The organism is Duganella sp. AC237 (genome assembly GCF_979254035.1).
Genome location: NZ_CEEDEW010000003.1, coordinates 586,335 through 612,523, shown reverse-complemented (window position 1 = coordinate 612,523; position 26,189 = coordinate 586,335). Strand labels below are relative to the sequence as shown.

23 protein-coding genes are annotated in these 26,189 nt (G+C 63.3%); 12 read left to right on the top strand and 11 right to left on the bottom strand.

What is annotated here, in order from left to right; all coding sequences use genetic code 11:
- Window positions 1-172: 172 nt before the first annotated feature.
- Genes AC0IYS_RS03020 through AC0IYS_RS03010 form a run of 3 tightly spaced genes read right to left on the bottom strand, consistent with a single transcriptional unit; the run spans window position 173 to window position 2,650 of the window.
- Window positions 173-460, bottom strand: coding sequence for a DUF6587 family protein (locus AC0IYS_RS03020; RefSeq protein WP_471703778.1), 288 nt, complete (start codon window positions 458-460; stop codon window positions 173-175).
- Window positions 461-472: 12 nt separating this feature from the next.
- A complete protein-coding gene (feoB, locus tag AC0IYS_RS03015; protein ID WP_471703777.1) occupies window positions 473-2,377 on the bottom strand; it encodes a ferrous iron transporter B in 1,905 nt (634 codons plus the stop codon).
- Between the two features lie 3 nt (window positions 2,378-2,380).
- On the bottom strand, window positions 2,381-2,650 hold the full coding sequence (locus tag AC0IYS_RS03010; RefSeq protein WP_471703776.1) for a FeoA family protein: 270 nt from the start codon (window positions 2,648-2,650) through the stop codon (window positions 2,381-2,383).
- A gap of 261 nt (window positions 2,651-2,911) precedes the next feature.
- Between AC0IYS_RS03010 and AC0IYS_RS03005 the strand changes: the two genes are divergently transcribed.
- Both AC0IYS_RS03005 and AC0IYS_RS03000 read left to right on the top strand, forming a co-directional pair.
- Window positions 2,912-3,136 (top strand): (2Fe-2S)-binding protein, encoded by a 225-nt coding sequence (locus AC0IYS_RS03005; protein WP_090324999.1) that lies wholly within the window; start codon window positions 2,912-2,914, stop codon window positions 3,134-3,136.
- 2 nt (window positions 3,137-3,138) lie between these two features.
- Window positions 3,139-3,846 (top strand): energy transducer TonB, encoded by a 708-nt coding sequence (locus AC0IYS_RS03000; protein ID WP_471703775.1) that lies wholly within the window; start codon window positions 3,139-3,141, stop codon window positions 3,844-3,846.
- A 38-nt stretch (window positions 3,847-3,884) separates the two neighbouring features.
- On the opposite strand, the gene AC0IYS_RS02995 is transcribed toward AC0IYS_RS03000, so the two are convergent.
- Window positions 3,885-4,421 carry a pyridoxamine 5'-phosphate oxidase family protein gene (locus AC0IYS_RS02995; RefSeq protein ID WP_471703774.1) on the bottom strand — a complete coding sequence of 179 codons (537 nt, stop codon included), beginning with the start codon at window positions 4,419-4,421 and terminating at the stop codon, window positions 3,885-3,887.
- A 255-nt stretch (window positions 4,422-4,676) separates the two neighbouring features.
- Here AC0IYS_RS02995 and bfr point away from each other — a divergent pair, with 255 nt between their 5' ends.
- The gene (gene bfr / locus AC0IYS_RS02990; protein WP_463453030.1) at window positions 4,677-5,150 is read left to right on the top strand and encodes a bacterioferritin; all 474 of its coding nucleotides are present in this window, start codon (window positions 4,677-4,679) and stop codon (window positions 5,148-5,150) included.
- A gap of 24 nt (window positions 5,151-5,174) precedes the next feature.
- Here bfr and AC0IYS_RS02985 read toward each other — a convergent pair whose 3' ends face one another.
- The 6 genes from AC0IYS_RS02985 to AC0IYS_RS02960 all read right to left on the bottom strand — a co-directional run bounded on the left by AC0IYS_RS02985 (window position 5,175) and on the right by AC0IYS_RS02960 (window position 13,770).
- Entirely contained in the window at window positions 5,175-6,518 is a 1,344-nt protein-coding gene (locus AC0IYS_RS02985; RefSeq protein ID WP_471703773.1) for an MFS transporter, read from the bottom strand.
- A gap of 11 nt (window positions 6,519-6,529) precedes the next feature.
- Window positions 6,530-7,507 carry a PfkB family carbohydrate kinase gene (locus tag AC0IYS_RS02980; RefSeq protein ID WP_471703772.1) on the bottom strand — a complete coding sequence of 326 codons (978 nt, stop codon included), beginning with the start codon at window positions 7,505-7,507 and terminating at the stop codon, window positions 6,530-6,532.
- A 33-nt stretch (window positions 7,508-7,540) separates the two neighbouring features.
- Window positions 7,541-9,403, bottom strand: a complete 1,863-nt coding sequence (locus AC0IYS_RS02975) for an alpha-amylase family protein (RefSeq protein ID WP_471703771.1) — start codon at window positions 9,401-9,403, stop codon at window positions 7,541-7,543.
- Window positions 9,404-9,551: 148 nt separating this feature from the next.
- Window positions 9,552-11,861, bottom strand: coding sequence for a TonB-dependent receptor (locus AC0IYS_RS02970; RefSeq protein WP_471703770.1), 2,310 nt, complete (start codon window positions 11,859-11,861; stop codon window positions 9,552-9,554).
- 234 nt (window positions 11,862-12,095) lie between these two features.
- Window positions 12,096-13,151, bottom strand: coding sequence for a LacI family DNA-binding transcriptional regulator (locus AC0IYS_RS02965; RefSeq protein WP_471703769.1), 1,056 nt, complete (start codon window positions 13,149-13,151; stop codon window positions 12,096-12,098).
- Window positions 13,152-13,158: 7 nt separating this feature from the next.
- Window positions 13,159-13,770 carry a glutathione S-transferase N-terminal domain-containing protein gene (locus AC0IYS_RS02960; protein WP_471703768.1) on the bottom strand — a complete coding sequence of 204 codons (612 nt, stop codon included), beginning with the start codon at window positions 13,768-13,770 and terminating at the stop codon, window positions 13,159-13,161.
- A 104-nt stretch (window positions 13,771-13,874) separates the two neighbouring features.
- Here AC0IYS_RS02960 and purB point away from each other — a divergent pair, with 104 nt between their 5' ends.
- The 6 genes from purB to AC0IYS_RS02930 all read left to right on the top strand — a co-directional run bounded on the left by purB (window position 13,875) and on the right by AC0IYS_RS02930 (window position 20,104).
- A complete protein-coding gene (gene purB / locus AC0IYS_RS02955; protein WP_471703767.1) occupies window positions 13,875-15,251 on the top strand; it encodes an adenylosuccinate lyase in 1,377 nt (458 codons plus the stop codon).
- 145 nt (window positions 15,252-15,396) lie between these two features.
- On the top strand, window positions 15,397-15,921 hold the full coding sequence (locus AC0IYS_RS02950; RefSeq protein ID WP_471703766.1) for a cytochrome b: 525 nt from the start codon (window positions 15,397-15,399) through the stop codon (window positions 15,919-15,921).
- An 18-nt stretch (window positions 15,922-15,939) separates the two neighbouring features.
- Window positions 15,940-16,494: a YceI family protein gene (locus tag AC0IYS_RS02945; RefSeq protein ID WP_463453039.1), complete on the top strand. Its 555-nt coding sequence runs from the start codon at window positions 15,940-15,942 to the stop codon at window positions 16,492-16,494.
- Window positions 16,495-16,540: 46 nt separating this feature from the next.
- Window positions 16,541-17,107, top strand: a complete 567-nt coding sequence (locus tag AC0IYS_RS02940) for a YceI family protein (protein ID WP_471703765.1) — start codon at window positions 16,541-16,543, stop codon at window positions 17,105-17,107.
- Between the two features lie 172 nt (window positions 17,108-17,279).
- Window positions 17,280-19,433 carry a S46 family peptidase gene (locus AC0IYS_RS02935; RefSeq protein WP_471703764.1) on the top strand — a complete coding sequence of 718 codons (2,154 nt, stop codon included), beginning with the start codon at window positions 17,280-17,282 and terminating at the stop codon, window positions 19,431-19,433.
- A gap of 104 nt (window positions 19,434-19,537) precedes the next feature.
- The gene (locus tag AC0IYS_RS02930) at window positions 19,538-20,104 is read left to right on the top strand and encodes an NADPH-dependent FMN reductase (RefSeq protein ID WP_471703763.1); all 567 of its coding nucleotides are present in this window, start codon (window positions 19,538-19,540) and stop codon (window positions 20,102-20,104) included.
- Here AC0IYS_RS02930 and AC0IYS_RS02925 read toward each other — a convergent pair whose 3' ends face one another.
- Window positions 20,105-20,944, bottom strand: coding sequence for a hypothetical protein (locus AC0IYS_RS02925; protein ID WP_471703762.1), 840 nt, complete (start codon window positions 20,942-20,944; stop codon window positions 20,105-20,107). It abuts the gene before it with no gap.
- A gap of 187 nt (window positions 20,945-21,131) precedes the next feature.
- Here AC0IYS_RS02925 and AC0IYS_RS02920 point away from each other — a divergent pair, with 187 nt between their 5' ends.
- The 3 genes from AC0IYS_RS02920 to AC0IYS_RS02910 all read left to right on the top strand — a co-directional run bounded on the left by AC0IYS_RS02920 (window position 21,132) and on the right by AC0IYS_RS02910 (window position 26,019).
- The gene (locus AC0IYS_RS02920) at window positions 21,132-22,820 is read left to right on the top strand and encodes a M14 family zinc carboxypeptidase (protein WP_471703761.1); all 1,689 of its coding nucleotides are present in this window, start codon (window positions 21,132-21,134) and stop codon (window positions 22,818-22,820) included.
- A 94-nt stretch (window positions 22,821-22,914) separates the two neighbouring features.
- Window positions 22,915-25,083 carry an FUSC family protein gene (locus tag AC0IYS_RS02915; protein ID WP_471703760.1) on the top strand — a complete coding sequence of 723 codons (2,169 nt, stop codon included), beginning with the start codon at window positions 22,915-22,917 and terminating at the stop codon, window positions 25,081-25,083.
- A gap of 18 nt (window positions 25,084-25,101) precedes the next feature.
- Window positions 25,102-26,019: an EamA family transporter gene (locus tag AC0IYS_RS02910; protein WP_471703759.1), complete on the top strand. Its 918-nt coding sequence runs from the start codon at window positions 25,102-25,104 to the stop codon at window positions 26,017-26,019.
- Window positions 26,020-26,189: the final 170 nt, after the last annotated feature.

The following is a 26,189-nucleotide window of genomic DNA, read 5'->3' as shown; positions in this document are numbered from 1 at the left end:
TGGCAAACGCTCTCTTTTTACTTCTGCTTTTGTCTATTTTCTTCTCTTTTCTTCGCTTTTTATGGCGGAATCCAAAAAGAGAAAAAAGGCGAGAAAAATAGAAGAAAAGAGAAGACGAAAGAGAGGGTTTACCACAGGATTCCGTGTGCCCCAACCCTCCCCATGCAGCCTGTCAGCGCTGGACGTGCAGCTTGATGACGCGCTTGTGCGGCGTCGAGGAATCCGGGGACGATGAAGTGGACGACGCCGCCGGCGCCGACGTCTCGCACGACCCGCAGCTGCCGCAACCATCGCCGCAGTTGGCCTGCGTCTTGAACAGCTTGGCCATCTTGTTCTGGTCGAACCCGCGCCGCGTCAGGAAATACACAATCTGCTGTCGCCACGCCGCCGGCAGGTACTTGGTGCAAGCGTGCAGCACCGCCGCCGCGACAATCAATCCAACGATAATCTGCTGCCACATATCAGCCTCCTGTCAACCTATCAGCGCCATCGAGATACGGTACGTCAGGAACGACGCCACGTACGCCAGCGCGAACATGTAACCCGCCATCAGCAATGGATAGCGGATGCTGTTGGTTTCGCGGCGCACCACGCTCAACGTCGACAAGCACTGCGGCGCGAACACATACCACGCCAGCAGCGACAACGCCGTCGGCAGCGCCCACGACGCGGCGATGATCGGCGTCAGCGACTGCGCCAGGTCGTCGCCGCTCTGCGACAACGCGTACACGGTGCCCAGCGCGCCAACGGCCACTTCACGCGCGGCCATGCCCGGCACCAGCGCGATGCAGATCTGCCAGTTGAAGCCGATCGGCGCGAACACGAATTCCAAAGCGCGGCCGATCATGCCGGCGACGCTGTAATAAATAGGCGGATGCGTGGCGCCTTCCGGCGCGCCCGGGAAGGTGCTGAGGAACCAGACCAGAATCATCAGCGTCAGAATCACGGTACCGACGCGCGTCAGGAAGATGCGCGCGCGCTCCCACAGGCCCAGGGCCAGGTTGCGCATGTGCGGCCAGTGATAGGCCGGCAGCTCCAGCATCAGCGGCTGCTTGTGCGTCGAGCCCATGGCGCGCTTCATGAAGTAGGCCACCGCCATCGCCGAGATAATGCCGGCGAAGTACAGGATGAACAGCACCAGCCCCTGAAGGCTCATGAAGCCGCCCACTTCGCGCTCCGGAATGAAGGCGGCGATCACCAGCGCGTACACCGGCAGGCGCGCGGAACACGTCATCAGCGGCGCGATCATGATCGTCACCAGGCGGTCGCGCTTATTCTGAATGGTGCGCGCGGCCATCACGCCGGGGATCGCGCACGCAAAACTGGACAGCAGCGGGATGAAGGCGCGGCCCGACAAGCCCACGCCGCCCATCAGCCGGTCCAGCAGGAAGGCCGCGCGCGGCAGGTAGCCGCAGTCCTCCAGCATCAGGATGAAGAAGAACAGGATCAGAATCTGCGGCAGGAACACCAGCACGCTGCCGACGCCGCCCATGATGCCTTCCACCAGAAGGCTGCGCAGCATGCCGTCGGGCAGATAGGCGCCCAGCACCTTGCCCAGGCTTTCGACGCCGCCGGAGATCATCTCCATCGGCACCGCCGCCCACGTGAACACGGCCTGGAACACCAGGAACATCAGCAACGCCAGGATGATCGGGCCGACCACCGGGTGCATCACCACGTTGTCGATTTTTTCGGTCAGGTTGCCGGTGTCGTGGACGTCGTTGCTGACGGCGGCCAGGATGCGGCGCACCTCGCGCTGCGTGTCCTCGACCGATACGGCGTCGATCGCCGACAGCGGATTCGGTTTCGCCGCCGGCAGCGGCAGCATCAGTTCGAGCGCGCGCACCAGCGACTTCTCGCCGCCGGCCTGCACCGCCACCGTCTCCACCACCGGCATGCCCAATTCGTCGGCCAGCAGGTCGGCGTCGATCTCGATGCCACGCTTCTTGGCCACGTCGACCATGTTCAGCGCCAGCACCATCGGCAGGCCGAGGCGTTTGATCTCTAATACAAGTCGCAGGTTCAGGCGCAGATTGGTGGCGTTGACCACGCAGACCACGACGTCCGGCGCGGCCTCGCCGGCGCGCAGGCCGGCGACGACGTCGCGCGTGATTTCCTCGTCCGGCGTGTGGGCCGACAAACTATAGGCACCCGGCAGGTCGAGCACGCGGAAGCCGTGGCCGTTGGGGGAGCTGAACGAGCCTTCCTTGCGCTCGATGGTCACGCCGGCGTAGTTGGCGACCTTCTGGCGCGAGCCGGTCAGGCGGTTGAACAAGGCGGTCTTGCCGCAATTCGGATTGCCCAGCAGGGCCACGATGGGCGTCCGGGACGGGGAAGTCGTGGGCGCCTGCGGCACCGCGTTTTCTACAGCACCCATTGTTTATTGGTCCGGTTGAATCGAAATGAGCGCGGCTTCGAAGCGGCGCAACGCAAAAGTGGAGTTGCCGACCTTGATGGCCAGCGGCTCGCCGCCGGGCATGCCGCGCTTGAGCAGGCGGACCTTCTCGCCGGGGACGAAGCCCAGTTCCATCAGGCGCCGCGCCAGGCCGGCGCCGTCGTCGGCGGCGTCGCCGGGCGAAACGTGCACCACGGTGGCGGCGGCGCCGGTCGTCAGCGCGTCCAGGGTGATCAGGGGAACAGCAGGCGTCATGAGCTAAGTCCGGTCAGGATGCGGCGCCGGTGGGCGGCGACGCGCCCGGCGGTTCGCAAGAGCGCGTTCTCGCCGGAAATAAGATACTAGCATTATAAACGGTAATGCGAATTACTACTATTTACGCTTGCATCGGCCGCCAAGTTGAGGCAGTATACGATTAATGATAATGATTCGCATTAAGTTACCTGCAATCATGTCTTTATTGCTCTTGTTCGGGTTGAACCAACCCATTTTTAGCAGCTAGCCAGAAGGTGCGTAATGATTGTATGTGTCTGCAACAACATATCTGATCGTGAAATCCGTCAAGCCGTCGAGCTGGGCGTGGCCTCGATCGAAGAACTGCGCCGCGACCTGGGCGTGTCGACCTGCTGCGGCCAATGCTTCGATTGCGCCGAACAAATCCTCAACGAGCATCTGGCAACGATCCAGGCCACCGCAGAGATCAAAGAAACCGTGCTGAAGCGTCCCGTCTTCACCAACTAATTATGAACACCATGACTTATAGCCGGACGGCGCCCTCGCTGTCCGTGAACGACGCTGGACTGCGCCAAATGAAGGCGCGCGGACGCAGGTTCGCGCCGCTGGCGGCGATCGTCGTGGGTCATGCGTTGATGTTTTATGCGATCAATTCGGGGATGATGAGCAAGATCGCCGTCGCCGTCATGCCCAAGGTGGTCACGGTGACCTTCGTCGCCTCGCCCGAGCCGCTCAAGGCGGCTCCGCCGGAGCCGAAGACGGTGCCGGTCGTGAAGCTGACGCCGACCTATATCCCGCCGATGCCGCAACTGGCCACGCCGCAGGTCGAGCCGACGATCACCGTCGCGCCGCCGACACCGCGCACCAACCAGCCGTCGACGCCTGCCGTGGCCGGACCTGCCGCACCGCCGACGCCAGCGCCGGCAGCGCCGTCGGCGCCGAAAACCATCACAGGGGTGGAATATATCCGCGCGCCGCAGCCGGTGTACCCGAGCATGGCCCGCCGCATGGGCGAGAGCGGCATCGTGATGCTGCGCGTGCTGATTGGAGAGAAAGGCCAGGCGGAGCAAGTGACGATCCAAAAATCGTCGGGTTCCGAGAAGCTCGATGAAGCCGGCCGCCAGGCCGTGCTGCGCGCGCTGTACAAACCGTATATCGAAGATGGCAAGGCCATACCGGTGTACGCGCTGGTGCCGATCAACTTCCAGCTGGGTTGAACCATGCGCCGCTCCTGCGGCGCATGTCATTTATATCATCACAGATCCAGACGACCCTCGATCGAATCGTCCAGCGTCTTGCCGATCACGGCGCCAATCAGCATCTTCACGCCAGCCACCGCGCGGCCATGCTTGGTGTCCCAATAATAACCGTAAGTCGGCGCAAACTTGATCAGCGTGATGCGCGGATCGTCCTCGCCCTCCGTGAACCAGGTCTTCATGGTAAAGCTCCACAGCTCCTTGAGCTTCGCGCGGTCGCGCAGCACGGTGGCCACGCCCTCGATGTGCAGGAACTCCGAGTGTGCCGAACCCTGGAAGTACAAGGTCGCCGAAGGATCTGCCGCCAGCTCCTGGTTCTTCAAACTGTCGCTGGCACTGATGAACCAGATGTTACCCAGATCATCGACCTGCTGCGCCATCATCGGCCGCGCATCGCCCGGACCGCCGTCGCCATCGTTGGTGCAGAAGAAGCAGCCGGGCGTGCTATCGACGAAGTCCTTGATCTTCTTGACGGCGTCTTCGCCGATCAGATCTTGATGGTTTTGTTCCGGCTGGTTGGCATTGATCGAATCCATGGCGCGCTCCTGGTAAGTACGAATAAGTAGAGCACCCATGTTAGCTCTGGCGGCGCCAGCACTCGGTGGGTTGCCTCACACTGGCGCCACGTGATGGTGCGAATGTTAATTGTTTTCATTAACACCAACAATCTCACTCCGGGGATATTGATACAGTTTTACGCCGCCGGGCACGATTTACGGCCGTGCCGCTACGCCTCGCCAGCCCGTTCGTGGCAGAATGCGGGTATTCGACACCATTTTAGAAAGCAAGCCATGAAGGGCGATCCAGAAGTCATCCGTTTGTTGAACGCACAGCTGACCAACGAACTCACCGCCATCAACCAGTACTTCCTCCACGCGCGCATGTACAAGCACTGGGGCCTGGAAAAGATCGCGAAGAAAGAATACGAAGAATCGATCGGCGAAATGAAGCACGCCGACAAGCTGATCGACCGCATCCTGATGCTCGACGGCCTGCCGAACCTGCAAGCGATGCACAAGATCATGATCGGCGAACACACCGAAGAAATGATCGGCTGCGACCTGGCGCTGGAAAAAGGCGCCCAGTTGACCGTCAAGGAAGGCATCGCCACCGCCGAGAAGGCCGGTGACTACGTCTCGCGCGACCTGCTGTTGATGATTTTGGAAGACACGGAAGAGCACATCGACTGGCTTGAAACGCAGCTGGACCTGATCGGCAAGATCGGCATCCAGAACTACCTGCAAAGCCAGATCATCGAAGAGTAAATCCCTGCTTGACGATCGGCGGCGTTATGCGGCGCCGGTCGCCTCGTTATCCTTAAGCCGCAGGCCCTCCGCCTGCGGCTTTTTTAATTTCACGAACAGCACGGCCACCGCGCCGCACAACATCAGGCCACCGGCCAGCCGGATCACGTTCTCCGGATTCCCGCCCAGCAGGCTGCGGTAGTACAAAGGCAGCGTGAAGATCTGGATGATCATCGGGATCACGATGAACATATTGAAGATGCCCATATAAACCCCGGTGCGCTCCGGCGGAATGCAACCGGCCAGCATCACATACGGATTGCCCATGATGGACGCCCACGCCAGGCCGATGCCGACCATCGGCACGAACAGCAGCGCCGGCGAGTGGATCATCGGAATACTCAGCATCGCGAAACCGGCCAGCATCAGGCACACGCTGTGCGTCAGCTTCGGACCATACTTGCGCGTGAATGGCACCAGCGCCAGCGCGCCGATGAACGCGATGAAGTTATAGAAGGCCCCCACCTGCCCGGCCAGCAAGCCGGCGTCGCGAAATCCCTGCGACGCCTGGTCGGTGGTGCCGTACAAGGTGGTCGACAGCGACAGCATGATGTACTGCCAGTAGCAGAACATCGCATACCACTGGAACAGCTTGACCCACACCAGCTGCTTCATCGTCGCCGGCATCTCGCGCACGGCGCTGACGATGTCGCCCAAGGTATGACGCCAGCCGGCCGGCCGCGAACGGATCTCCGCCAGCTCCTGCGCGGTCAGCGGATGCTCGGGCGTCGTCTTCAAGGTCCACAGCACGGAGCTGATCGAGAACACCGCGCCGATCAAAAAGGCCACGATGACGATATGCGGAATATGGCTGCTGTTGACGGCGTCCTTGTTCATGCCCAGCCAGACCAGCAACGACGGCGTCAGGTAGGCCAGCGTTTGACCCAGACCCGTGAAGGCGCTCTGCGTCAGGAAGCCCAGCGAATGCTGCTTCGGCGCCAGCTTGTCGCTGACGAAGGCGCGGTACGGCTCCATCGTCACGTTGTTGGCCGCGTCCAGTATCCACAGCAGGCTGGCCGCCATCCACAAGGTGGGGCTGAACGGCATCGCCAGCAGGCCAAGGCTGCACAGGATCGCGCCGATCAGGAAGTACGGCGTGCGCCGCCCCCAGCGCGTGACGGTGCGGTCGCTCATCGCGCCGATCAGCGGCTGCACCAGCAGCCCGGTCATCGGGCCGGCCAGCCACAGATACGGCAGGCTCGCCTCGTCGGCGCCCAGGTACTTGTAGATGGGGCTCATGCTGCTTTGCTGCAGGCCAAAGCTGAACTGGATGCCGAAGAAGCCAATGTTCATATTGACGATCTGCCACCACGACAGATGCGGTTTCATGCAGGTGCCGCTCATACCACCGCCCCGGCTTTCGACGGCAAGACGCCGCCGCTGCGCCAGCAGGCGATCCATGGCTGATAGAAGGCGATATCGGCCGGCACCGCTCCCGAAATGCCGCAAATGGCGCCGGCGAAGGCGTTGGCGCGCGCCAGCGTGAGCGCCAGCGACCAGCCCCGCGACTGTCCGAACAGGAACACGGCCGAGAAGGCGTCCCCCGCGCCGACCGTGTCGACGATGCGCGCCGGCGCGTGGCACTCCTGGTTGGCGGTGACGGCGCCGTCGGCGCCGAAGTGCAACGCGCCGCGCTCACCGAGCGTGACGATCAGCCCCTTGAGCGAGAAGATCCGCATCAGCGCCTGGCAGGCCTCCACCATCTCGGGGCTGTCGATCGCCTTCGTTCCCGGCTTGGTGTGCGTGTACCAGCTGAATAAATCCTTGAGCTCTTCCTCGTTGACCTTGACGATGTCGGCCAGGTGCAAAGACTCGAAGGCGCAGCGTTCCGTCACCTGCCCGTCCCGCACGTTCAGGTCCAGGTAGCGCATGGCGTCCGAATGGCGCAGCATCTCGCGCACCGTCTTGCGCGAACACTCGTGGCGCTGCGCCATCGTGCCGAAGTAGATGACGCCTGGCTTGGCCTCGGCCAGCGCCGCCAGCGCGGCAGGCGTCTCCACATAGTCGTAGGCCTGGTCGGGCAGGATGATGAAGCGGTGGCCTTGCTCGTTGCGCTCGACCACCACGCGGCCGGTGGCCTCCTTCGGATCGATCTGCAAGCCGGCCTGGCTCATGCCGAAACGCTCGAACTCCGCGCGCATCAACGCGCCGTTCTTGTCGTCGCCGATGCGCGTGACCATCAGCGTGGCAACGCCGAACGCCGCCAGATTGCGCGCCACGTTGAACGGCGCACCGCCGACAACCTGCTCGGTGATGAAATCGTCTACCAGCGCTTCGCCGAATACGGCGATCGTTCTTGGGGTTATAGCTGCATTCATGCATGTCTCCACGCCCTCTCGGGCGATTTTATATTATTCGCGTGCCAGCCAGTGCATCGCGTAGGGCGCCAGGGTGATCGTGCCATCGACGCGGCCCGGCGCCGCGCAGTCGCTCCAGACGCCTTGCAGCGCGTAGTCCTGCGGCTGGCCGGTGAAGTTCATCAACGTCAGGAAGCTGTCCCCGCGCGCCAGCGCCAGCAAGCCTTCCGGCGCGTCTGCCAGCATTGCGCGCGGCGCGTTGGCGGCCAGCGCATCCTGCTTGCGGCGCACGCGTATCAAATTGGCCAGGCCCTGGAACATGATCCCCGGCGCGGTGCTTTTATCGTAGCGGTGCTTCCAGCGCTGCTCGTCGAACACGGGGCGCTGCAACCAGCGGCTGTCCATCGCGTGCTGCGGACGATCCAGGTAACTATAGTCGTTTTCCATCGCCAGCTCGTCGCCCATGTACAGCACCGGCAGCGCGCCAAAGCTCAGCGCCAGGCCATGCAGCAACTGCATGCGGCGCAGTGCCAGCGAACGTTCCTCCTCGTTGCTCGCGGTCTGCAAACCGGTCAGCGACGCAGCCATGCCGTTGCTGCCGTGGGCCGCGTTAGGATCGGTGCTCTGGAAGGCGGCGCCGCTGGCGTAACTGCCCTCCGCGCCGCCAAAGAAGCGCGCGGCGCCGGCCAGCCGTGCCGCGCTGCCGGCGGTAGAACCGACTTCCGCCTCCGCGCGCAGCACGTTCCAGCCGATGTCGTCGTGGCAGCGCACGTAACTGAGCCAGGTGGCGGCCGACGGCAAGGCCGGCGTATTGCGGATCACCTCGCGCAGCACGCCGGTGTTTTGCTCCGCCAGCGCCACCCAGCCGGCCGCCATCAGGCTGCTGTGATAGGCGATATGGCATTCCGGCGCGGCGGCGCTGCCCAGATAGGCCGGCAGCTCGCGTGTCGGCACGATAGCCTCGGCCTTCAGCAGAACGCCCGGTGCGACGATATCGACGATGGCGCGCAGCGCTTGCAGGATCTGGTGCGCCTCCGGTTGGTTCATGCTGTTGGTGCCTTCGCGCTTCCACAGGAAGGCTGTGGAATCGAGGCGGAACACTTCAATGCCGCGATTGGCCAGGCGCAGCATGGCAGCCGCCATTTCAACGAAGACGTCCGGATTGGACCAGTTCATGTCCCACTGATAGGGGTAGAAGGTGGTCCACACCCAGCCGCCCATCGCTTCGACATAGGTGAAGTTACCCGGCGCGACTTGCGGGAACACCTGGCCGAGTGTGCGCTCGTGGCGGTCCGGCAGGTCGCGGTCGGGGAAGACGTGGAACATCGCGCGCGCCCTGGCGTCGCCGGCTTTCGCGGCCAGCGCCCATTGGTTGTCGTCGGCGACGTGGTTCAGGATGAAGTCGGAGCACAGGCTGATGCCGGCCGTGCGCAGGCGCGTGGTCAGCGCGTGCAGGTCGGCGTTGGTGCCCAGCGCCGGATCGACTTCGTCGAAGCTGGTGACGGCGAAGCCGCCGTCGTTTTCGCCTTCGCGTGGACGCAGGAAAGGCAGCAGGTGCAGGTAGCTGACGCCCAGTTCCTCGAGATAGGGGATGCGGTCGGCGACGCCGTTCAAATTGCCGCCGAAGTTTTGTACGTAGGCGCAGTAGCCAAGCATGCGCTGGTTGAGGAACCAGTCGGGGTGCGCGACGCGCTGGAGGTCGAGCGCGCGCAGTTCGGGGGCGCGTTCGGCGTACAGCTTGCCCAGGGATGCCATCAGATCGCCGAGCCAGGCGTCGAAGCCGACGTGGTCGCCGTACAGGCCGGCCAGCAGGCGGCGCAGCACCGGCCCGGCCGTTGTCAGGCGTTCAGCCGCCTGTGGCCGCAGATCTTCGGGAAGGACCGCGAGCAGGCGGTCCGAGGTTACTTGAGAGGGCATAGTCGAAAGGCTTGGTGATGGGTTTTCGTAGGGGGGGATTAGGCGGAACGCCGTAATCCACCATGCATGCGCCGCCGACGACGCATGCATTGGCGGATTACGCTGCGCTAATCCGCCCTACGTGTTTCAGATTGAAGCTTGGTCCTGCTTAGAACGCGTACGACAAGGTGACCTTCGCGGCGCGGCCGGTGATCGAGCGTGCCGCATGCCCATCGCCTTCCACTTCGGTATAGCCGATCTTGTTGAACAGGTTATTGGCACTCAGCGACACGGTGGCTTTCTCAGTCACGCGGTAGTTGACGAAGGCGTTGACCACAGCATACGCCGGCATCTCGATAGTGTGCGCATCGTCGCCCCACGATTTGCCGGTGCCGATCACGCTGGCGCCGACCGTCGCGTCGCCGATGGTATAGGTAGGTGCAACCTGATAGATCCACTTGGCCTGGCGGCGTGGCGAATTACCGATGTTGGCCACATCTGCGGCGGCGGTGCCGGTGATCTTGGCATGCGTGTAAGTCGCGCCGCCGCTGATGCGGAAGTCGCCGATTGAATACGCGCCTTCCAGCTCCACGCCCTTGGCGTCGTACTTGTTCGAGGTGCTGCGCTGCGTGGTCGCCTCGTAGTTGCTCTCGTCGGTCTTGGCCTGGAACAGCGTCACGAAGGTGCTCAAACCGCCGCTGCGCCATTTCACGCCGCCTTCCAGCTGCTTGACGGTGTTGATGTTGATCGGCGCCGAACCATCCAGCGGCGTGCCGAACAAAATGCGGTCCGCATTGAACGCCACGCCATCGCTGACGCGCGCGAACGTCGCCAGGTTGTTGGTGATCCGGTAGTTACCGCCCACCGAATACGACGTGTGGTTGATCTTGTAGTTGACCATCTGCTCGGTGGCCGGATCGTAGCGCAGGCCGCCGGTGGCGATGTTGGCGCTGCCGTTGGCTTCCTGGCGGTCCTGGCGCACGCTCGCGTCCAGGTTCAGCGGACCGGCCTCGTAACCCACGTTCAGGTAAGGCGACGTCAGTTTGTATTCCATATCGACCGCGCGCATGCAGCAGCCGCCGAAGGCCGGACCGACCAGGCCTGGCGTGGTGCTGGCCGTTTGCAGCAGCGCCGGTTTGTCGCCGCTCAGCTGCATCAGGTACTCGTTGAAGTTCCACGTCAACGCCAGCTTCTGGTTCGACAGATACAGGCCGGCGGTGGTGGTCAACTTCGAGCCATCGGCCAGCTTGAAGGTCTTCGACAGCTTGGTGTCGTTGAGCGTATTGCCGGCGTCGTCGATCGAGGTGTTGAACACCACCGCCGAGAAGGCGGCGCCGTTGTAGGCCTGGCCGCGATTCGGACCGGTGGCGAAGGTGTAATTGCCGTTCACGCCATTGTTACCGGCGAAGACGCCGGTGAAGCGGCCGCTGTTGTCGGAGGCGCGGAACTTGTTACTGAGGTTCCAGCCGTCGCCCAGGTCGAACGAGCCTTCCAGGCCGATCGAATCGCTCTTCACATGCAGGCCGTCGTTGACGTCGGTCGACACCGGGGTGTTGTTCTTGCCCAAGGTGACATCGCGCACCCAGTTCGGCGAATAGAAGCTCACCGTGCGCGGATCGATGCCGGGGATCTCGGTGATCTTTTGGTTCACCACGCGCACCGGCACCGGCAGCGCGGTCGGCGATTTGTCGTCGACGTGCTTGAACGACAGGCGGATGAAACCATTGTCCAGGTCATGCGTGAGATTGCCGCGAATCTGGCCACCGCTGGCGGTGCTCATGCCGCTATCGCGCACGCCTTCGCCGGTGCGGTAGCTGCCGCCGATGAAGAAGCGGGTCTTGTCCGAGATCGGCGAGCCGTAGTCGAAATCGTAGCGTGTCTCGTCGTAACCGAGGCCGCGGCTGATGCCGATATGGCCGCCCTTCTCCTCGCCGGTCTTGGTGATGAAGTTGATGATGCCGCCCGGCGCGTTGGTCGCCAGGGTGGAGGCCGAGCCGCCGCGCACCACTTCCAGGTGGTCGAGCGTGCCGTCGATCTTGACGTAGCTGTCCGGCGTGATGAAGTTGAAGTCGCCCGACTGCAGCACCGGCAGGCCGTCTTCCTGGATCTGCACATAACGCGCGCCGCCGGCCGATACCGGCACGCCGCGCACGGTGATGTTGGCGTTGCCCTCACCGCCCGACGATTCGGCGCGCACGCCCGGCACGGCGCGCAGCACTTCGGCCGCGCTCAGGGCCGCCGAATTCTTGATGACGTCACCCTCGATGGTGCTGATCGAAACGCTGGTCTTCATCTTCGACGAACCCGTGGTGGTGCCGGTGACCACCACGCGTTCCATGTTCAAACCGTCGGCGGGTGCGGCGGTGGCCGAAGCGGCGGCTGCGGGAGCGGCTTCCTGCGCGGCGGCGACGCCCATGTGCAGGACGGCGGCGGCGACGGCGGCCGTCATGGCGGCCAGTTTGATGGTGCGGTGTTTCATGGTGGTCTCCAGATATTGTCGTTTTGCTCTGCTGTTTTGTTGAACAGGTACGCCATTATTCCTTGAACACGGATTTAATGCAATCGATTGCATAGATGCGCCGCAATATGTTCTGGGTGCAATTACCGCAGAAGGAAACCGGGACAGATTTGGCAAAAATTACGTTGCAGAGCACGATTAATGCTGCGTCGCACCATTAAATTTATGCAATCGGTTGCGAAAATTAGGCAGTCGTCAGACGGCGCAACTGCTCGAACGCACCACCAGCTTGGTCGGCAACTGCAGCGACGGCGACGGCCGGCCCTCGACCAGCTCCAGCAGCGACGCCACCAGCGCGCGGCCGGCCTCGCGGATCGGCTGCTGCACGGTGCTCAAAGGAGGATGGAAATAGGTCGACAGCTCGATATCGTCATAGCCGACGACGGCCACCTGTCCCGGTACGAACAGGCCGTGCTCGCGCATCGTATTAATCGCGGTCATGGCCAGCAAATCGCTGCCGGCGAAGATGGCGTCGAACGGCACGCGCCGCGCCAGCAGCTCCCGCACCGCTTCCCGTCCACCCTCGGGCAGGAACGACACCGACACCTGCAAGGCCGGATCGACCTCGATGCCGGCCTTGCGCAGCGCGGCGCAATAGCCTTCGTAACGCTGCCCGACCTCGGGCAGGTTGATATCGCCGAAGAAGGCGATGCGCTTGCGGCCCTCCTCCAGCAAATGGGTGACGGCCAACTCGCCGCCGGTGACGTTGTCGCCGCCGACGGTGCAGTACAGCTGCTGCGGCAACTGCGCGCCCCACACCACGATCGGCACATGGCGCGCCGCAAGCTGGTTCAATTGTTCATGATGGCGCCACTGGCCGATCAACACGATGCCGATCACGCGGCCGGTGTCGAACGGCCCGGCCGCCGCGTCCAGCTCCTCGGCGTTGACGCGCGAGACCAGCATGTCGAAACCCTGCTCGGTCAGCGCGTCGGCCAGGCTGCCCAGCATCCCCAGGAAAAACGGATCGGACAAATGCTGGCGCGTGGCCGGGTCGTACGGGATCACCACGCCGACGGTGCGGTTCTGCTTCATGCGCAGGTTTTGCGCGCCGATGTTGATGGTGTATTTGAGCGAGCGCGCCAGCTCCATGATGCGCACGCGCGTTTCCTCGCTGACCAATTTGCTGCCGGCCAGCGCGCGCGACACGGTTGAGGTGGACACGCCGGCCAGCCGCGCGATATCGGCCATCTGCAACCGGCGCTGCTGCGCGGAGGCGCTGTCCGCCTCGGGCGGCATCGTCTTAGGCATGGTTACTTCAGGCGGATGGCACGGTGTCTTTGAACGACTGGCGCTCCGACAGCTTGTCGAACAACTTGGCCAGGTTGGCGTGGTCGTCGCGCCATGTGATCTCGGGGAAGCGGAACGACAGCCAGCCCAGGGTGCAGCCGACCGCCACGTCGGCCAGCGAATAGTTCTTGCCTGCGCAGTAAGCCTGGTCGCCCAGCTTTTCCGACAGCGCCGCCAGGCCCAAATGCACCTTGCGCATCTGGCGCGCGATCCAGTCCTCGCTTTGCAGCTCGATCGGACGCTGGGTGCGCTCCAGGCGCACGATGATGGCGGCGTCCAGCATGCCGTCGGCCAGCGCCTCCCAGCACTTGACGTCGGCGCGGTCGCGGCCATTCGGCGGCAGCAGCTTGCACACCGGCGTCAGGGTATCCAGATACTCGACCATCACGCGCGAATCGACCATCACACTGCCGTCCTCCATGACCAGGGCCGGCACCTTGCCCAGCGGGTTCAGGATGCTGATGGCCGTATCGGGCGCCCACACGTTTTCCAGCTCGAACTGGCAATCGAGCTTTTTTTCGGCCAGGACGACCCGAACTTTGCGGACATAAGGACTGGCGAGGGAACCGATAAGTTTCATGGATGCACGGAGTAGAAGGTTAGCGGACAGTATAACATCGGCGGGGTCGCCCTCCGCCAATGGTAAAATCACGTTTTGCCTTCTTCAACTTCCCCTCCTCGATCATGACCACACCTGCTTACTCCACGTTGTCGGCGCTGTCGCCGCTGGACGGCCGCTACGCCGGCAAAACCGACCTGCTGCGTCCCATCCTGTCCGAATCGGGCTTCATGCACCACCGCGTCAAAGTGGAAATCTCCTGGCTGCAAGCGCTGTCGCTGGCCGGTTTCGCCGAGATCGAGCCGTTTTCGGCCGCCGGCACCGCGCTGCTGGACAAGATCGCCAACGAGTTCAAGGAAAGCGACGCGGCCCGCATCAAGGAGATCGAAGCGGTCACCAACCACGACGTCAAGGCCGTGGAATACTGGCTCAAGGAACAGGTCAAGGACGTGCCGGAACTGGTCGCCGCGTCGGAGTTCATCCACTTCGCCTGCACCTCGGAAGACATCAACAACACCTCGCACGGCATGATGCTCAAGGCCGCCCGCGACGGCGTCATGCTGCCATCGCTGCGCAACGTCATCGCCAGGCTGACCGACATCGCCATCGCCAACGCCGACGTGCCGATGCTGTCGCGCACCCACGGCCAGACCGCCAGCCCGACCACCCTGGGCAAGGAGATGGCCAACGTCGTCGCCCGCCTGCAGCGCGCCATCACGCGCATCGAACAGGTCGAGATCCTCGGCAAAATGAACGGCGCGGTGGGCAACTACAACGCCCACCTGTCGGCGTATCCATCGTTCGACTGGGCGGCGTTCTCCAAGGACGTCATCGAGCAGCGTCTGGGCCTGGTGTTCAACCCGTACACCATCCAGATCGAACCGCACGACTACATGGCCGAACTGTTCGACGCCTTCGCCCGCGTCAACACCATCCTGCTGGACTTGAACCGCGACATCTGGAGCTACGTCTCGCTGGGCTACTTCAAGCAGAAGACCAAGGCCGGCGAAATCGGCTCGTCGACCATGCCGCACAAGGTCAACCCGATCGACTTCGAAAACTCCGAGGGCAACCTGGGCCTGGCCAACGCGGTACTGAAGCACCTGTCGGAAAAGCTGCCGGTCTCGCGCATGCAGCGCGACCTGACCGACTCGACCGTGCTGCGCAACATCGGCGTCGGCTTCGGCTACACCCTGCTGGCCTACGACAGCTGCCTGCGCGGCCTCAACAAGCTCGAAGTGAACCACGCCCGCCTCGCCGCCGACCTCGACGCCAACTGGGAAGTGCTGGCCGAGCCGGTGCAAACGGTGATGCGCCGCTACGGCGTCGAGAACCCGTACGAGCAGTTGAAGGAACTGACGCGCGGCAAGGGCATCTCAAAGGACGCGCTGCGCGAGTTCATCCTCGGCCTGGCCATTCCGCAGGACGCCAAGGACCTGCTGCTGGACATGACCCCTGCCAACTACATCGGCATCGCCCCGGCTCTGGCAAAAGCCATCTGATGTAAATAAGCAATCTGTCATACACTAGCCTCCGCGACGCACGTCCCGGGGGCTTTTTTATTGCCCGCCAGCACACGCCGCGTTTCTTTGGTATATTAGCCGCAACAGTTAGTCCTAACACGTACTATTTTCCGGAGCACTACCCATGCAACGCTATACCAAGACGGCCATGCTGCTGCACTGGCTGATCGCGCTGATGATCGTCGCGGCCTTCTTCCTCGGCCTGACGATGGTCGCCATCCCCGGCTTCACGCCGACCAAGCTCAAATACTTCTCATGGCACAAATGGCTGGGCGTGACGGTGCTCGCGCTGGCCGCGCTCCGCCTGCTGTGGCGGTTGGCGAACACGCCGCCGGCGCCGCTGGTGAGCATCCCGCCGTGGCAGCACAAGGTCGCCGACGGCGTGCACTACCTGCTGTACTTCCTGATGTTCGCCGCGCCGATCTCCGGCTATTTGTACGGCAGCGCGGCCGGCGTGCCGGTGGTCTACCTCAAGCTGGTCACCCTGCCGGCGCTGATCGGACCGGACCCTGAACTTAAGGCAATTTTAAAAACTGTTCATTATGTTTTGGTCATGACGATGGCGGGTGTTGTTGTCGCCCACGCTCTGGCCGCACTCAAGCATCACTTTATCGACCGCGACATCACGCTCAAGCGGATGCTGCCGTAACCCCCTACCGGAGCCACTATGAAAACCATGAAGAAAATCGCCCTCGTCTCCCTGATGGGTGTCGCCCTGGCCGCCAGCGCCGCCGTCTTGAAAACCGATCCAGCCAAGAGCTCGGTTTCGGCCACGTTCAAGCAAATGAACGTGCCGATCGAATCGAAATTCAAGAAATACACGGTCGCCATCGACTACGACGCCGCCAAGCCGGACGCCTCCAAGGCCACGGTCGAAGTCGAAACGGCCAGCCTGGACATGGGCGATCCGGAGTACAACAAGGAAGTGGCCAAGAAGGAGTGGTTCAACTCGGCCCAGTTCCCGAAAGCGACCTTCGTCTCGAGCGCCATCAAAAGCGCCGGACCGGGCAAGCTCACCGTCACCGGCAAGCTGACCATCAAAGGCAAAGCCACCGACATCACCTTCCCGCTGACGGTCAAGACCGAGGGCGGCAAGCAAGTGTTCGACGGCGCGCTGCCGATCAAACGCCTGGCCTACAACATCGGCGAAGGCGAATGGAAGGACACCAGCATGGTGGCCGACGACGTCACGATCAAGTTTCACGTAGTAGCCGGCCAATAAGTCCGGTCAATAAACCACTCGCCATCCACTCAGGGAGACACACCGCATGAAATTACAGATCCTGGTCGCCACCTTGCTGGCCGCCTCGGCCACGTCCGCCATCGCCGCCACCTACAACATCGACCCGACGCACACCTTCCCGAGCTTCGAGGCCGACCACATGGGCCTGTCGGTATGGCGCGGCAAGTTCAACAAGACCAGCGGCACCGTCACCCTGGACGCCAAGACCAAGACCGGCTCGCTGGACATCGCCATCGACCCGGCCTCGATCAACTTCGGTTTCGACAAGATGGACAGCCACGCGCGCGGTCCGGACATGTTCAACGTCGAGAAATTCCCGACCATCACCTACAAGAGCAAATCGTTCAAGTTCGACGGTGACAAGCTGATCGGCGTCGACGGCGAACTGACGATGCTGGGCGTGACCAAGCCGGTCATGCTCAAGGTCGACAAGTTCAAGTGCATCATGCACCCGCGCTACAAGAAGGAAGTCTGCGGCGCCGACGCCACGGCCGAGTTCAAGCGCACCGATTTCGGCCTGAACTACGGCACCCCGGCGTTCGCCCCGGAAGTCAAACTGGCGATCCAGATCGAAGCCATCAAAGCCGACTAAACAGTCGGGGTCAAGTCTGTCATTCAGACACGGCCCCAACCGTAAGCCCCCACCCCGGGGGTCAGTGCCCCCGGGGTTGCTTTTTGATATCGTCAAAATGTGGTTGACGTATACGGCAATGCTGCGGATACTCTCAGCGCTGTCCCACGTCACCACTTTGGAAACGATATAAATGCATAAGACTCTGATCGCGCTCGCCATCCTGAGCACCGCCGCCCATGCCGACGAAGGCATGTGGATGCCGCAACAGCTGCCACAAGTGGCGAAGGAACTGAAAGCCGCCGGCCTCGAACTGGACCCCGCCAACCTGACCAAGCTGACCGAGTTCCCGGCCGGCGCCATCGTTAGCCTCGGCGGTTGCTCGGCGTCGTTCGTGTCGCCACAAGGCCTCGTTGCGACCAACCACCATTGCGTCTACGGCAGCGTCGCGCACAATTCGACGCCGGAACGCAATCTGCTGGCCAACGGTTTCCTGGCCAAGAACTTCGGCGAGGAATTGCCGGCCGCACCGGGCAGCCGCATCTTCGTAACCAAGGCCGTCACCGACGTGACCAAGCAGGTCGTCACGCCAGCCGTCGCCAAACTGAGCGGCAAGAAGCGCAGCGATGCGATCGAGAAAAACAGCAAGGCCATCACCGCCGAGTGCGAAAAAGACGCGGGCCACCGCTGCACCGTGTCGTCGTTCTACGGCGGCCTGGAATTTTATCTGAGCAAGCAGCTCGAGATCCGCGACGTGCGCCTGGTGCACGCGCCGCCGGAAGGCGTCGGCAAGTTCGGCGGCGATACCGATAACTGGATGTGGCCGCGCCACACCGGCGATTACGGCTTCTACCGCGCCTACGTCAGCAAGGACGGCAAGGCCGCCGACTACAGCAAGGACAACGTCCCCTACGTGCCGCAGCACTATCTGAAACTGGCCAGGGAAGGCGTCAAGGAAGGCGATTTCATCATGGTGCTGGGCTACCCCGGCCGCACCAACCGCCACCGCCTGCCGTCGGAAGTGGCCTTCACTTTCGACTGGAGCTATCCGAACTTCGTCAAGACGTCGGCCGAGAACCTGGCGACCATCGCCGCCATGACCAAGGATGATAAAGACACCGCGCTGAAATACGCGTCGCAGGTGGCCAGCATCAACAATTACTACAAGAACCGCCAGGGCATGCTGAACTCGTACGCCAACAGCGATATGCTGGCCCGCAAAACGGCCGAGCACGAAGCGCTGAAGACCTGGATCAACGCCGACGCCGCGCGCAAGAAGGAATACGCGTCCGACATCGAACTGGTCGAGAAGCTGATCGCCCAGCGCGACGCCGAAACCAAGCGCGACTACTACCTGTCGACCTCGAAACCGCGCCTGCTCAACACCGCGCGCGTGCTGTACCGCCTGGCCAACGAGAACGCCAAGCCGGACGTCGAGCGCAAGTCCGGCTACCAGGTGCGCGACGTGCCGCGCATCAAGTCCAGCGTGGCCGCGCTGCTGCGCAATTACGACGAAAAGGTCGACAAGGCGCTGGTCATGAACAGCCTGGCCAAGTACGCGGCCCAGCCGGCCGCCCAGCGCAGCGCCGCCTTCGATACGGTCGTCGGCATCAAGGACGGCATGAGCCGCGCCGACCTGCAAGCGGCGCTCGACAAGCTCTACGCCGGCAGCAAGCTGGGCGACGCGGCCACCCGCACCGCCTGGCTGGACAAGAAGCCGCAGGACTTCAAGGCCAGCGACGACGCCTTCGTCAAGGCGGCCGTGGCGCTGTACGACAACGACCTGAAGGAAGAAGCGGCCGAGGAAGAACTGGGCGGCAAGCTGCAACAAGCCTACGGCAACTACATGAAGGCCAAGATCGCCTACATGAACAGCCAGGGCCGCGCTGTTTATCCCGATGCCAACAGCACCCTGCGCGTGACCTTCGGCAAGATCGCCGGCCGCGATCCGGGCGCCGACGGCTCGAGCTGGAAAGCCTTCACCACCGTTGCCGGCGTCGCCGCCAAGGCCACCGGCGAAGGCGAGTTCAACGCGCCCAAGGCGCAGCTGGACGCGATCAAGGCCAAGGACTTCGGCAAGTATGTCGATCCGGTGCTCAAATCGGTGCCGGTCGCCTACCTGGCGACGTTGGACATCACCGGCGGCAACTCCGGCTCGGCCGCGCTGAACAGCAAAGGCGAGTGGATCGGCCTGGCCTTCGACGGCACGCTCGATTCGATCATCTCCGATTGGGACTTCAACAAGGCGATGACGCGCGATATCCAGGTCGATCTGCGCTACATCCTGTGGAACATGAAGCACGTCGACCACGCCGATAATCTGCTGAAGGAAATGAACGCCGAGTAATTCCCTGCCGCTCAACGAAACCACGCCCCGGCAACGCGGCGTGGTTTTTTTGCGCCTGCGGTACAGTAACGCTTCCATTCCACCAATCAAGACCAGGAGAAGTCATGCCCGCCAAAAAAGTCGCCGTAGTGATCGGCAGTCTGCGCAAGGAGTCGATCAACCGCAAGTTCGCCCACGAACTGATCGCGCTGGCGCCGCCTTCGCTGGAGTTCAACATCGTTGAAATCGGCGAGATGGCCCTGTACAACGAGGATTTGGAAGGGAAAGATGTCACGCCGCCGCAGGCATGGACCCATTTCCGCCAGCGCATCAAGGAGGCCGACGCCGTGCTGTTCGTTACGCCGGAGTACAACCGCTCGGTGCCGGCGCCGCTGAAGAACGCCATCGATATCGGCTCGCGTCCCTACGGCGACAGCGCCTGGAGCGGCAAGCCGGCCGGCGTGGTCACCGTTTCGCCCGGCGCGGTGGGTGGCTTCGGCGCCAACCATCATCTGCGCCAGTCGCTGGTGTTCCTCGACATGCCGGTGCTGCAACAGCCGGAAGCTTACATCGGCGGCGCCGGCAGCCTGCTGGGCGACGACGGCAAGATCAACAACGACCGCACCAGGGAATTCCTGAAGAAATTCGCCGACGCCTTCGCGGCCTGGGTGGAAACCAACGCCAAGAAATAATCAGCGCCGGATTGCCCGGAACGCGTAGCCGGCCACCGTCAGCGCGGCCGGCTTGCCGACCAAGCCGGCATCGCCCACCTGTACGCCGGCGCCCTGCGTCGCCCGGCGCAGCGGCACCAACTGCGGCCCATCGCGCGCCGGCAATAGCGCCAGGTCGGCACCCGGCAGGCGCAGCGGCAGGCCTTCGATCTCGTCGGCGGCCAGCGCCTCGCAGCTGACATACAACCGGTACGAGGTCCGGCCGCTGCCCAGCTCCAGCACAAAACCCGCCACAGGCGCCGTTCCCGGCCGACCGGGCATGGCCGTCACGCGCAGCCACGCTTTATCGTTGTTCTTCCCCGTGCCCTTACGCAGATGCAATGCGTCCCAGGTCTGCATCGGATAGTAGTGCGGGCCGTCGCCACCACCGCCCGGCGCCGACGATGGCGGCGGCATCGGCGGCACCGCCGCGCCGGCGGACGGCTCCACCAGGATCACCGGCAGCCTGCGCAGCGCGGCCAGCGGCGCCAGCCCGCCGTAGCGTCCGGCGCTGGCCGGCGTCACCAGCACCAGGTCGACCGCCGGCCACTCGCGCACCGACTCGGCGCTGTAGGCGTCGGCGTCGGCCCCCACGGTCAGCAGGCGCAGCCCTCGGAAGCGGATCAGCGCCAGGCCTTTGCCGACCAGCTGCACGCTGCCTTGCGCCGCGCCGACGATGGCGACGCCGCCGACCGCTTTCACGTCGATCACATAGCGCGGCCCGATCTGCGCCAGCCCCACCTTGCACACCAGCGCCAGCAGAAAAGCGACCAGCACCGCACCAAGCCCACTCCCGTTCCACATCGCTGGCTCCTGGTTCATGACGAGAATTCCAGTAGACCACCGCGTGGATTTATTTCCTTGAAACAACTCAAGTACTTGGCGCGAGCGGCCTGCCGCCGCTCAAAAAGCGGGCACGAATGATACAATCGCGCCCTCGACAGCACGCCGAAGCGCCCACAAGGCGTGGCGCGCCATTTCACATTGTTCCTCTGAGATCCAGACTGCCATGCACCCAGATATGCCGACGCCTTATGAAAAAGGCAATCAAAATCAAACCACCCTGTGGACCGAATGCATCGCGTTCTACGAGGAGCTGGCCGCGCGCTTCCCGCAGGTGCTGCGTTTTGAACAGATCGGCGTGTCCGACGGCGGCATCCCGGTGCATGCCGGCATCGTCAGCCCGGACGGCGTGTTCGACCGCTCGCAGATCAAGGCCGAGGGCCGCACCGTCTTCTTCAACAACAACGGCATCCACCCCGGCGAACCCGAGGGCGTGGACGCCTGCATGGCCATCGTGCGCGACCTGTGCTACGAGCCGGCCCGCCTGGCGGCGCTGGGCGACACCGTGCTGCTGTTCGTACCGCTCTACAACGTCGACGGCGCGCTGAACCGGGCCAACACTTCGCGCGTCAACCAGGACGGCCCCGAGCAATTCGGCTTCCGCGGCAACAGCCGCCACCTGGACCTGAACCGCGACTTCATCAAGTGCGACACGCTCAACGCCCGCCTGTTCAACCAGCTGGTGACCAGCTGGGACCCGGACGTCATGGTCGACACCCACACGTCCAACGGCGCCGACTATCCGTACACGATGACCCTGATCCACACCCAGGCGGATAAGCTGGGCTACGGCCTCGGCCCCTTCCTGCGCGAGACCATGCTGCCGCATATCTACGCCGAGATGGAAGCGAAGGGCTGGCCCACCTGCCCCTACGTCAACCCAATCAAGGACAGCCCGGACGACGGCATCGCCGAATTCCTGGAAGTACCGCGCTTCTCGACCGGCTTCGCGGCCCTGCACCACGTCATCGGCTTCATGCCGGAGACGCACATGCTCAAGCCTTTCAAGGACCGCTACGAATCGATGCGCGCGCTGCTGGACGTGACGATGGCCTTCACCGCCGCCCACGGCGCGCAAATCCGCGCCCTGCGCGCCGACGCAAAAGAGCAGGCGGCCAACGCCAGCGAGTGGACCGTCGCCTGGCAAATGGATGACACCAATCCGTCGACCGTCCGCTTCGAGGGCTACGCGGCCAAGCGCAGCGCCAGCGTGCTGGGGAACTATCAGCGCCTCTCCTACGATCGCAGCCAGCCGTGGGAAAAGGACATCGCCTACTACAACAACTTCGTGCCGGCGGCCACCGTGCGCGCGCCGAAAGGCTATATCGTGCCGCAAGCCTGGCGCGAAGCCATCGAGCGCCTGCAGTGGAACGGCGTCGAGATGGCCGCGTTCGACGAAGCGTCGACCATCGAGGCGCAGTACTATCACATCGCTTCCGTGACCTCGCGCCCGCACGCGTATGAAGGCCATATGTATCACGACGCCGTGGAACTGGAAGCGCGCACCGGCAGCTTCACCGTGCAGCCGGGCGACTGGTTCATCCCGCTCAAGCAGGCCAACGCCCGCTACGCCGTCGAAACGCTGGAACCGCAAGGCCACGACTCATTCTTCCGCTGGGGCTTCTTCAACAGCGTGCTGGAAAAGAAGGAAGCGTTCTCCGACTACGTGTTCGAAGACCTGGCGCTGGAAATGCTCGAAGCGGAGCCGGAACTGAAGGCCAAGTTCGAAGCGTGGAAGGCAGCCAATCCGGCGCTGCTGTCGGATCAGGAAAAAGTATTGGGCTTCATCTTCGAAAACGGCAAGCGCCACGCCGAACCCGAATGGCGCCGCTACCCGGTGCTGTCGGTCTTCTGACGACAGCCCGACACCGTAGTTTCGCGTTCCCCGTGTGCGCGGCGGCGATCCCGCCGTGCACACATTAGCACCCGCTGCCCACAAGGTCACAGCCATGCACTACGCACTCAATCTGCGCACTTTCTTCTACAGCCACTATTTTTATCTTGGGCTGCGCTTTGCTGCGGGCCTGGTCGGCGTCACCGTGATCACCCTGCAGTTCGCCGACATGGCCACCGCCATGACGGTCTGCATCGGCGCCCTGTGCACCGCGCTGATGGACATGCCCAGCCCCCTGCGCCACAAATTCAACGAGATGAGCGCCTCGGTGCTGCTGTGCAGCGCCGTTACCTTGCTCATCAGCCTGTGCGCGCCGCTGCATTGGCTGCTGCTGACGATGCTGGTGATCATCAGCTTCCTCGCCTGCATGATGGTCGTCTACGGCAAAAAGTCGATGCCGCTGCAACTGGCCACGCTGTTCATCATGACCATGTCGATGGAGCACTCGATGACGGTCAAGCAGTCGTTCATTCATACCGGCCTGTTCACCCTGGGCGCGGTGGCCTACCTGGCGTACGCGATGGGCATCTCGTGGATACTGCGTCACCGCATCAAGCAGCAGGTGCTGGCCGAGGCGCTGTTCGAGCTGGCCGCCTACATCGACATCAAGGCCGACTTCTACGACACCCGCTACAACCTCAATGAGCAGTTCAATAAGCTGGTGCGCCATCAAAGCGTGCTGGCCGACCGCCAGCAAGCGTCGCGAGACCTGATCCTGCGCGCGCACCAGAACAGCAAGGACGCCATCGTGGTGCAGGTCCACGTCTGCATGCTGGACCTGTATGAGCTGATCCTGTCGACCCACACCGATTACGCGCAACTGCGCATGCACCTGGCCGATTCGCCGGTGCTCGCCACCTTGCACGACCTGGCCTACAAGGCCGCGCGCGATATCGAATCGGTGGCCTACGACGTCACCCGCAAAAAGGCGTCGTACGCGGAGATCAGCTACACGCCGGAGCTCGACGCCGTGGAAGCGGAACTGGCCGCGATCCAGCGCCGCATCGACGACGGTAAGCCGCAGCAGGAAGCCTTGGCGGTGCTGCGCGCCCAGCGCAACAAGATCCGCGCCATCATCAAGATGATCGGCGAACTGCATCAGGCCAGCCAAAAGGTCTACGACACCACGCCGTTCTGGGTCGACGCCGACATGGGGCCCTTCCTGTCGCAGCAAAAGTACGAGCTGCGCATGATCCTGTCGCACCTGCGCATGGATTCGCCGATCTTCCGCTTCTCGCTGCGGGTGGCGATGGCGATCTCGGTCGGCCTGGCGGTGGCCGCATGGCTGCCTTACGCGGCGCACAGCTACTGGATCGTGCTGACCATCGTGATCATCCTCAAGCCCAGCTTCAGCATGACCAAGCAGCGGCGCAGCGACCGCATCATCGGCACCGTCATCGGCTGCGTGATCACCGCGCTGGTGATCCGCTACCTGAACCACCCCGCTTTCATGCTCGGCATCCTGGTGGTGGCGACGGTGGCCACGCCCACTTTCATCTACCTGCGCTACCGCTACGCCGCCATCGCGGTCAGTATCATGATCCTGCTGCAGATGCACCTGATCGCGCCGGGGAACAACGACCTGATCATGGAGCGCCTCATCGATACCTTCATCGGCGCGGCGGTGGCGACGGCCTTCAGCTTCGTGCTGGCCAACTGGGAATACCAAACCCTCCCGCGCCTGATCCGCGAAGTGCTGGACGTGAACCTGCGCTACATGCAGGCCAGCTTCGATCTGCTGCAAGGCAAAGGCAAGGACGATTTCGCCTACCGCATCGAGCGCAAACGGTTGATGGACAGCCTGGCGTCGCTCAGCTCCGCGCTGGTGCGCATGCTCGACGAGCCATCGAGCAAGCAGCGCGCAGTGGAGGACATCAACCTGTTCATCGTGCAGAACTACCTGCTGGTGGCGCACGTGGCGGCCTTGCGCTCGATCCTGCGCCGCCACGTGACGGAGTTGCCGAAGGAGCCGGTCAACGCCATGCTGGACGAGAGCCACGCCGAGGTGGTCGGCATCCTGTCGCAGGCGCTCGATCGGCATGCGCGCAAGACGCCAGCGCCGCTCGCTGCGCTGGCGCCGAACAAGCCGGTCGACTGCGCAGCCGGCACCGCCGCCGTGCCGTGGTCGGGCTGGCCTTTGGTGCAGCGCCGCATCCGTCTGTTGCAAGCCGATGCCGCAAAAATCATCGTCCATAGTGAAGCCATCGTCCGCAACGTGGCCTGATACTGCTAACATGGGGCGATGAGTTCATCATCCGCCCCTTTCACCACTCGCGACCTCCTTTCCGCCCTGGCCGTGGTCCTGATCTGGGGCACCAACTTCGTCGCGATGAAGATCGGCCTCAAGGACCTGACGCCGTTCCAGATGGGCGCCGCCCGCTATGTGTTCGCGGTGCTGCCGCTGATCCTCGTCGTGCGTCCGCCCAAGCTCCCCGTCAAATGGATCGTCGCCTATGGACTGTGCCAGGGCGTCGGCCAGTTCGGACTGCTGTTCCTGTCGCTCAAGGTCGGCATGTCGGCCTCGCTGGCGTCGGTCATCCTGCAAACGCAGGTCTTCTTCACCGCCCTGTTCGGCTTCGTGCTGCTGCGCGAGCGCGCCAGCCGCGCCCTGAAAGGCGGCCTGCTGCTGGCGGCCGTTGGGCTGGTCTGCTTCGGCATGAACTACGTGGAACCGGGCCACGCCGGCGGCACCACCGCCGGCGGCTTCTTGCTGACGTTGATGGCGGCGGCGATGTGGGCCGCCTCCAATATCGTCGTGCGCCGCGCCCAGCAGGCCACGCCGGAATTCGACGTGGTCAGCTTCATGGTCTGGTGCAGCCTGGTGCCGATCCTGCCTTTCATCGGGCTGTCGCTGGCGTTCGACGATCCGGCCACCCGCTGGCACTGGACCGGCGCGCCGTGGACCACCTGGGCGGCGGTCGCCTATCTGGGCTGGATGGCCACCATTCTCGGCTACGCCATGTGGACCCGGCTTCTCAAGCGGCACCCGGTCAACCGCGTGGCGCCGTTCAGCTTGGGCGTGCCGGTGGTCGGCATCAGCGCCGGCATGGTGCTGCTGGGCGACGTCGTCACCGGCTGGCAATGGGCCGGCATTGCGCTGATCGTGCTGTCGCTGATGTGCACGATGTTTGGCGGCCGCTGGCTCGACCGCCGGCGTTAACTTCCTGTCATTGATTTCCCAAATAAAATCGATATCCGCTATCACGTTCGTGAATAGCTTTGCCAGCCTGTCGCACGGTTAGCCGCCATTATTGCCATTCGGACATCCAAGATTACCGGATGCAGCATCCCAAGCAAAAAAATCCAACATAATTTGTTGCCATTCGGAAC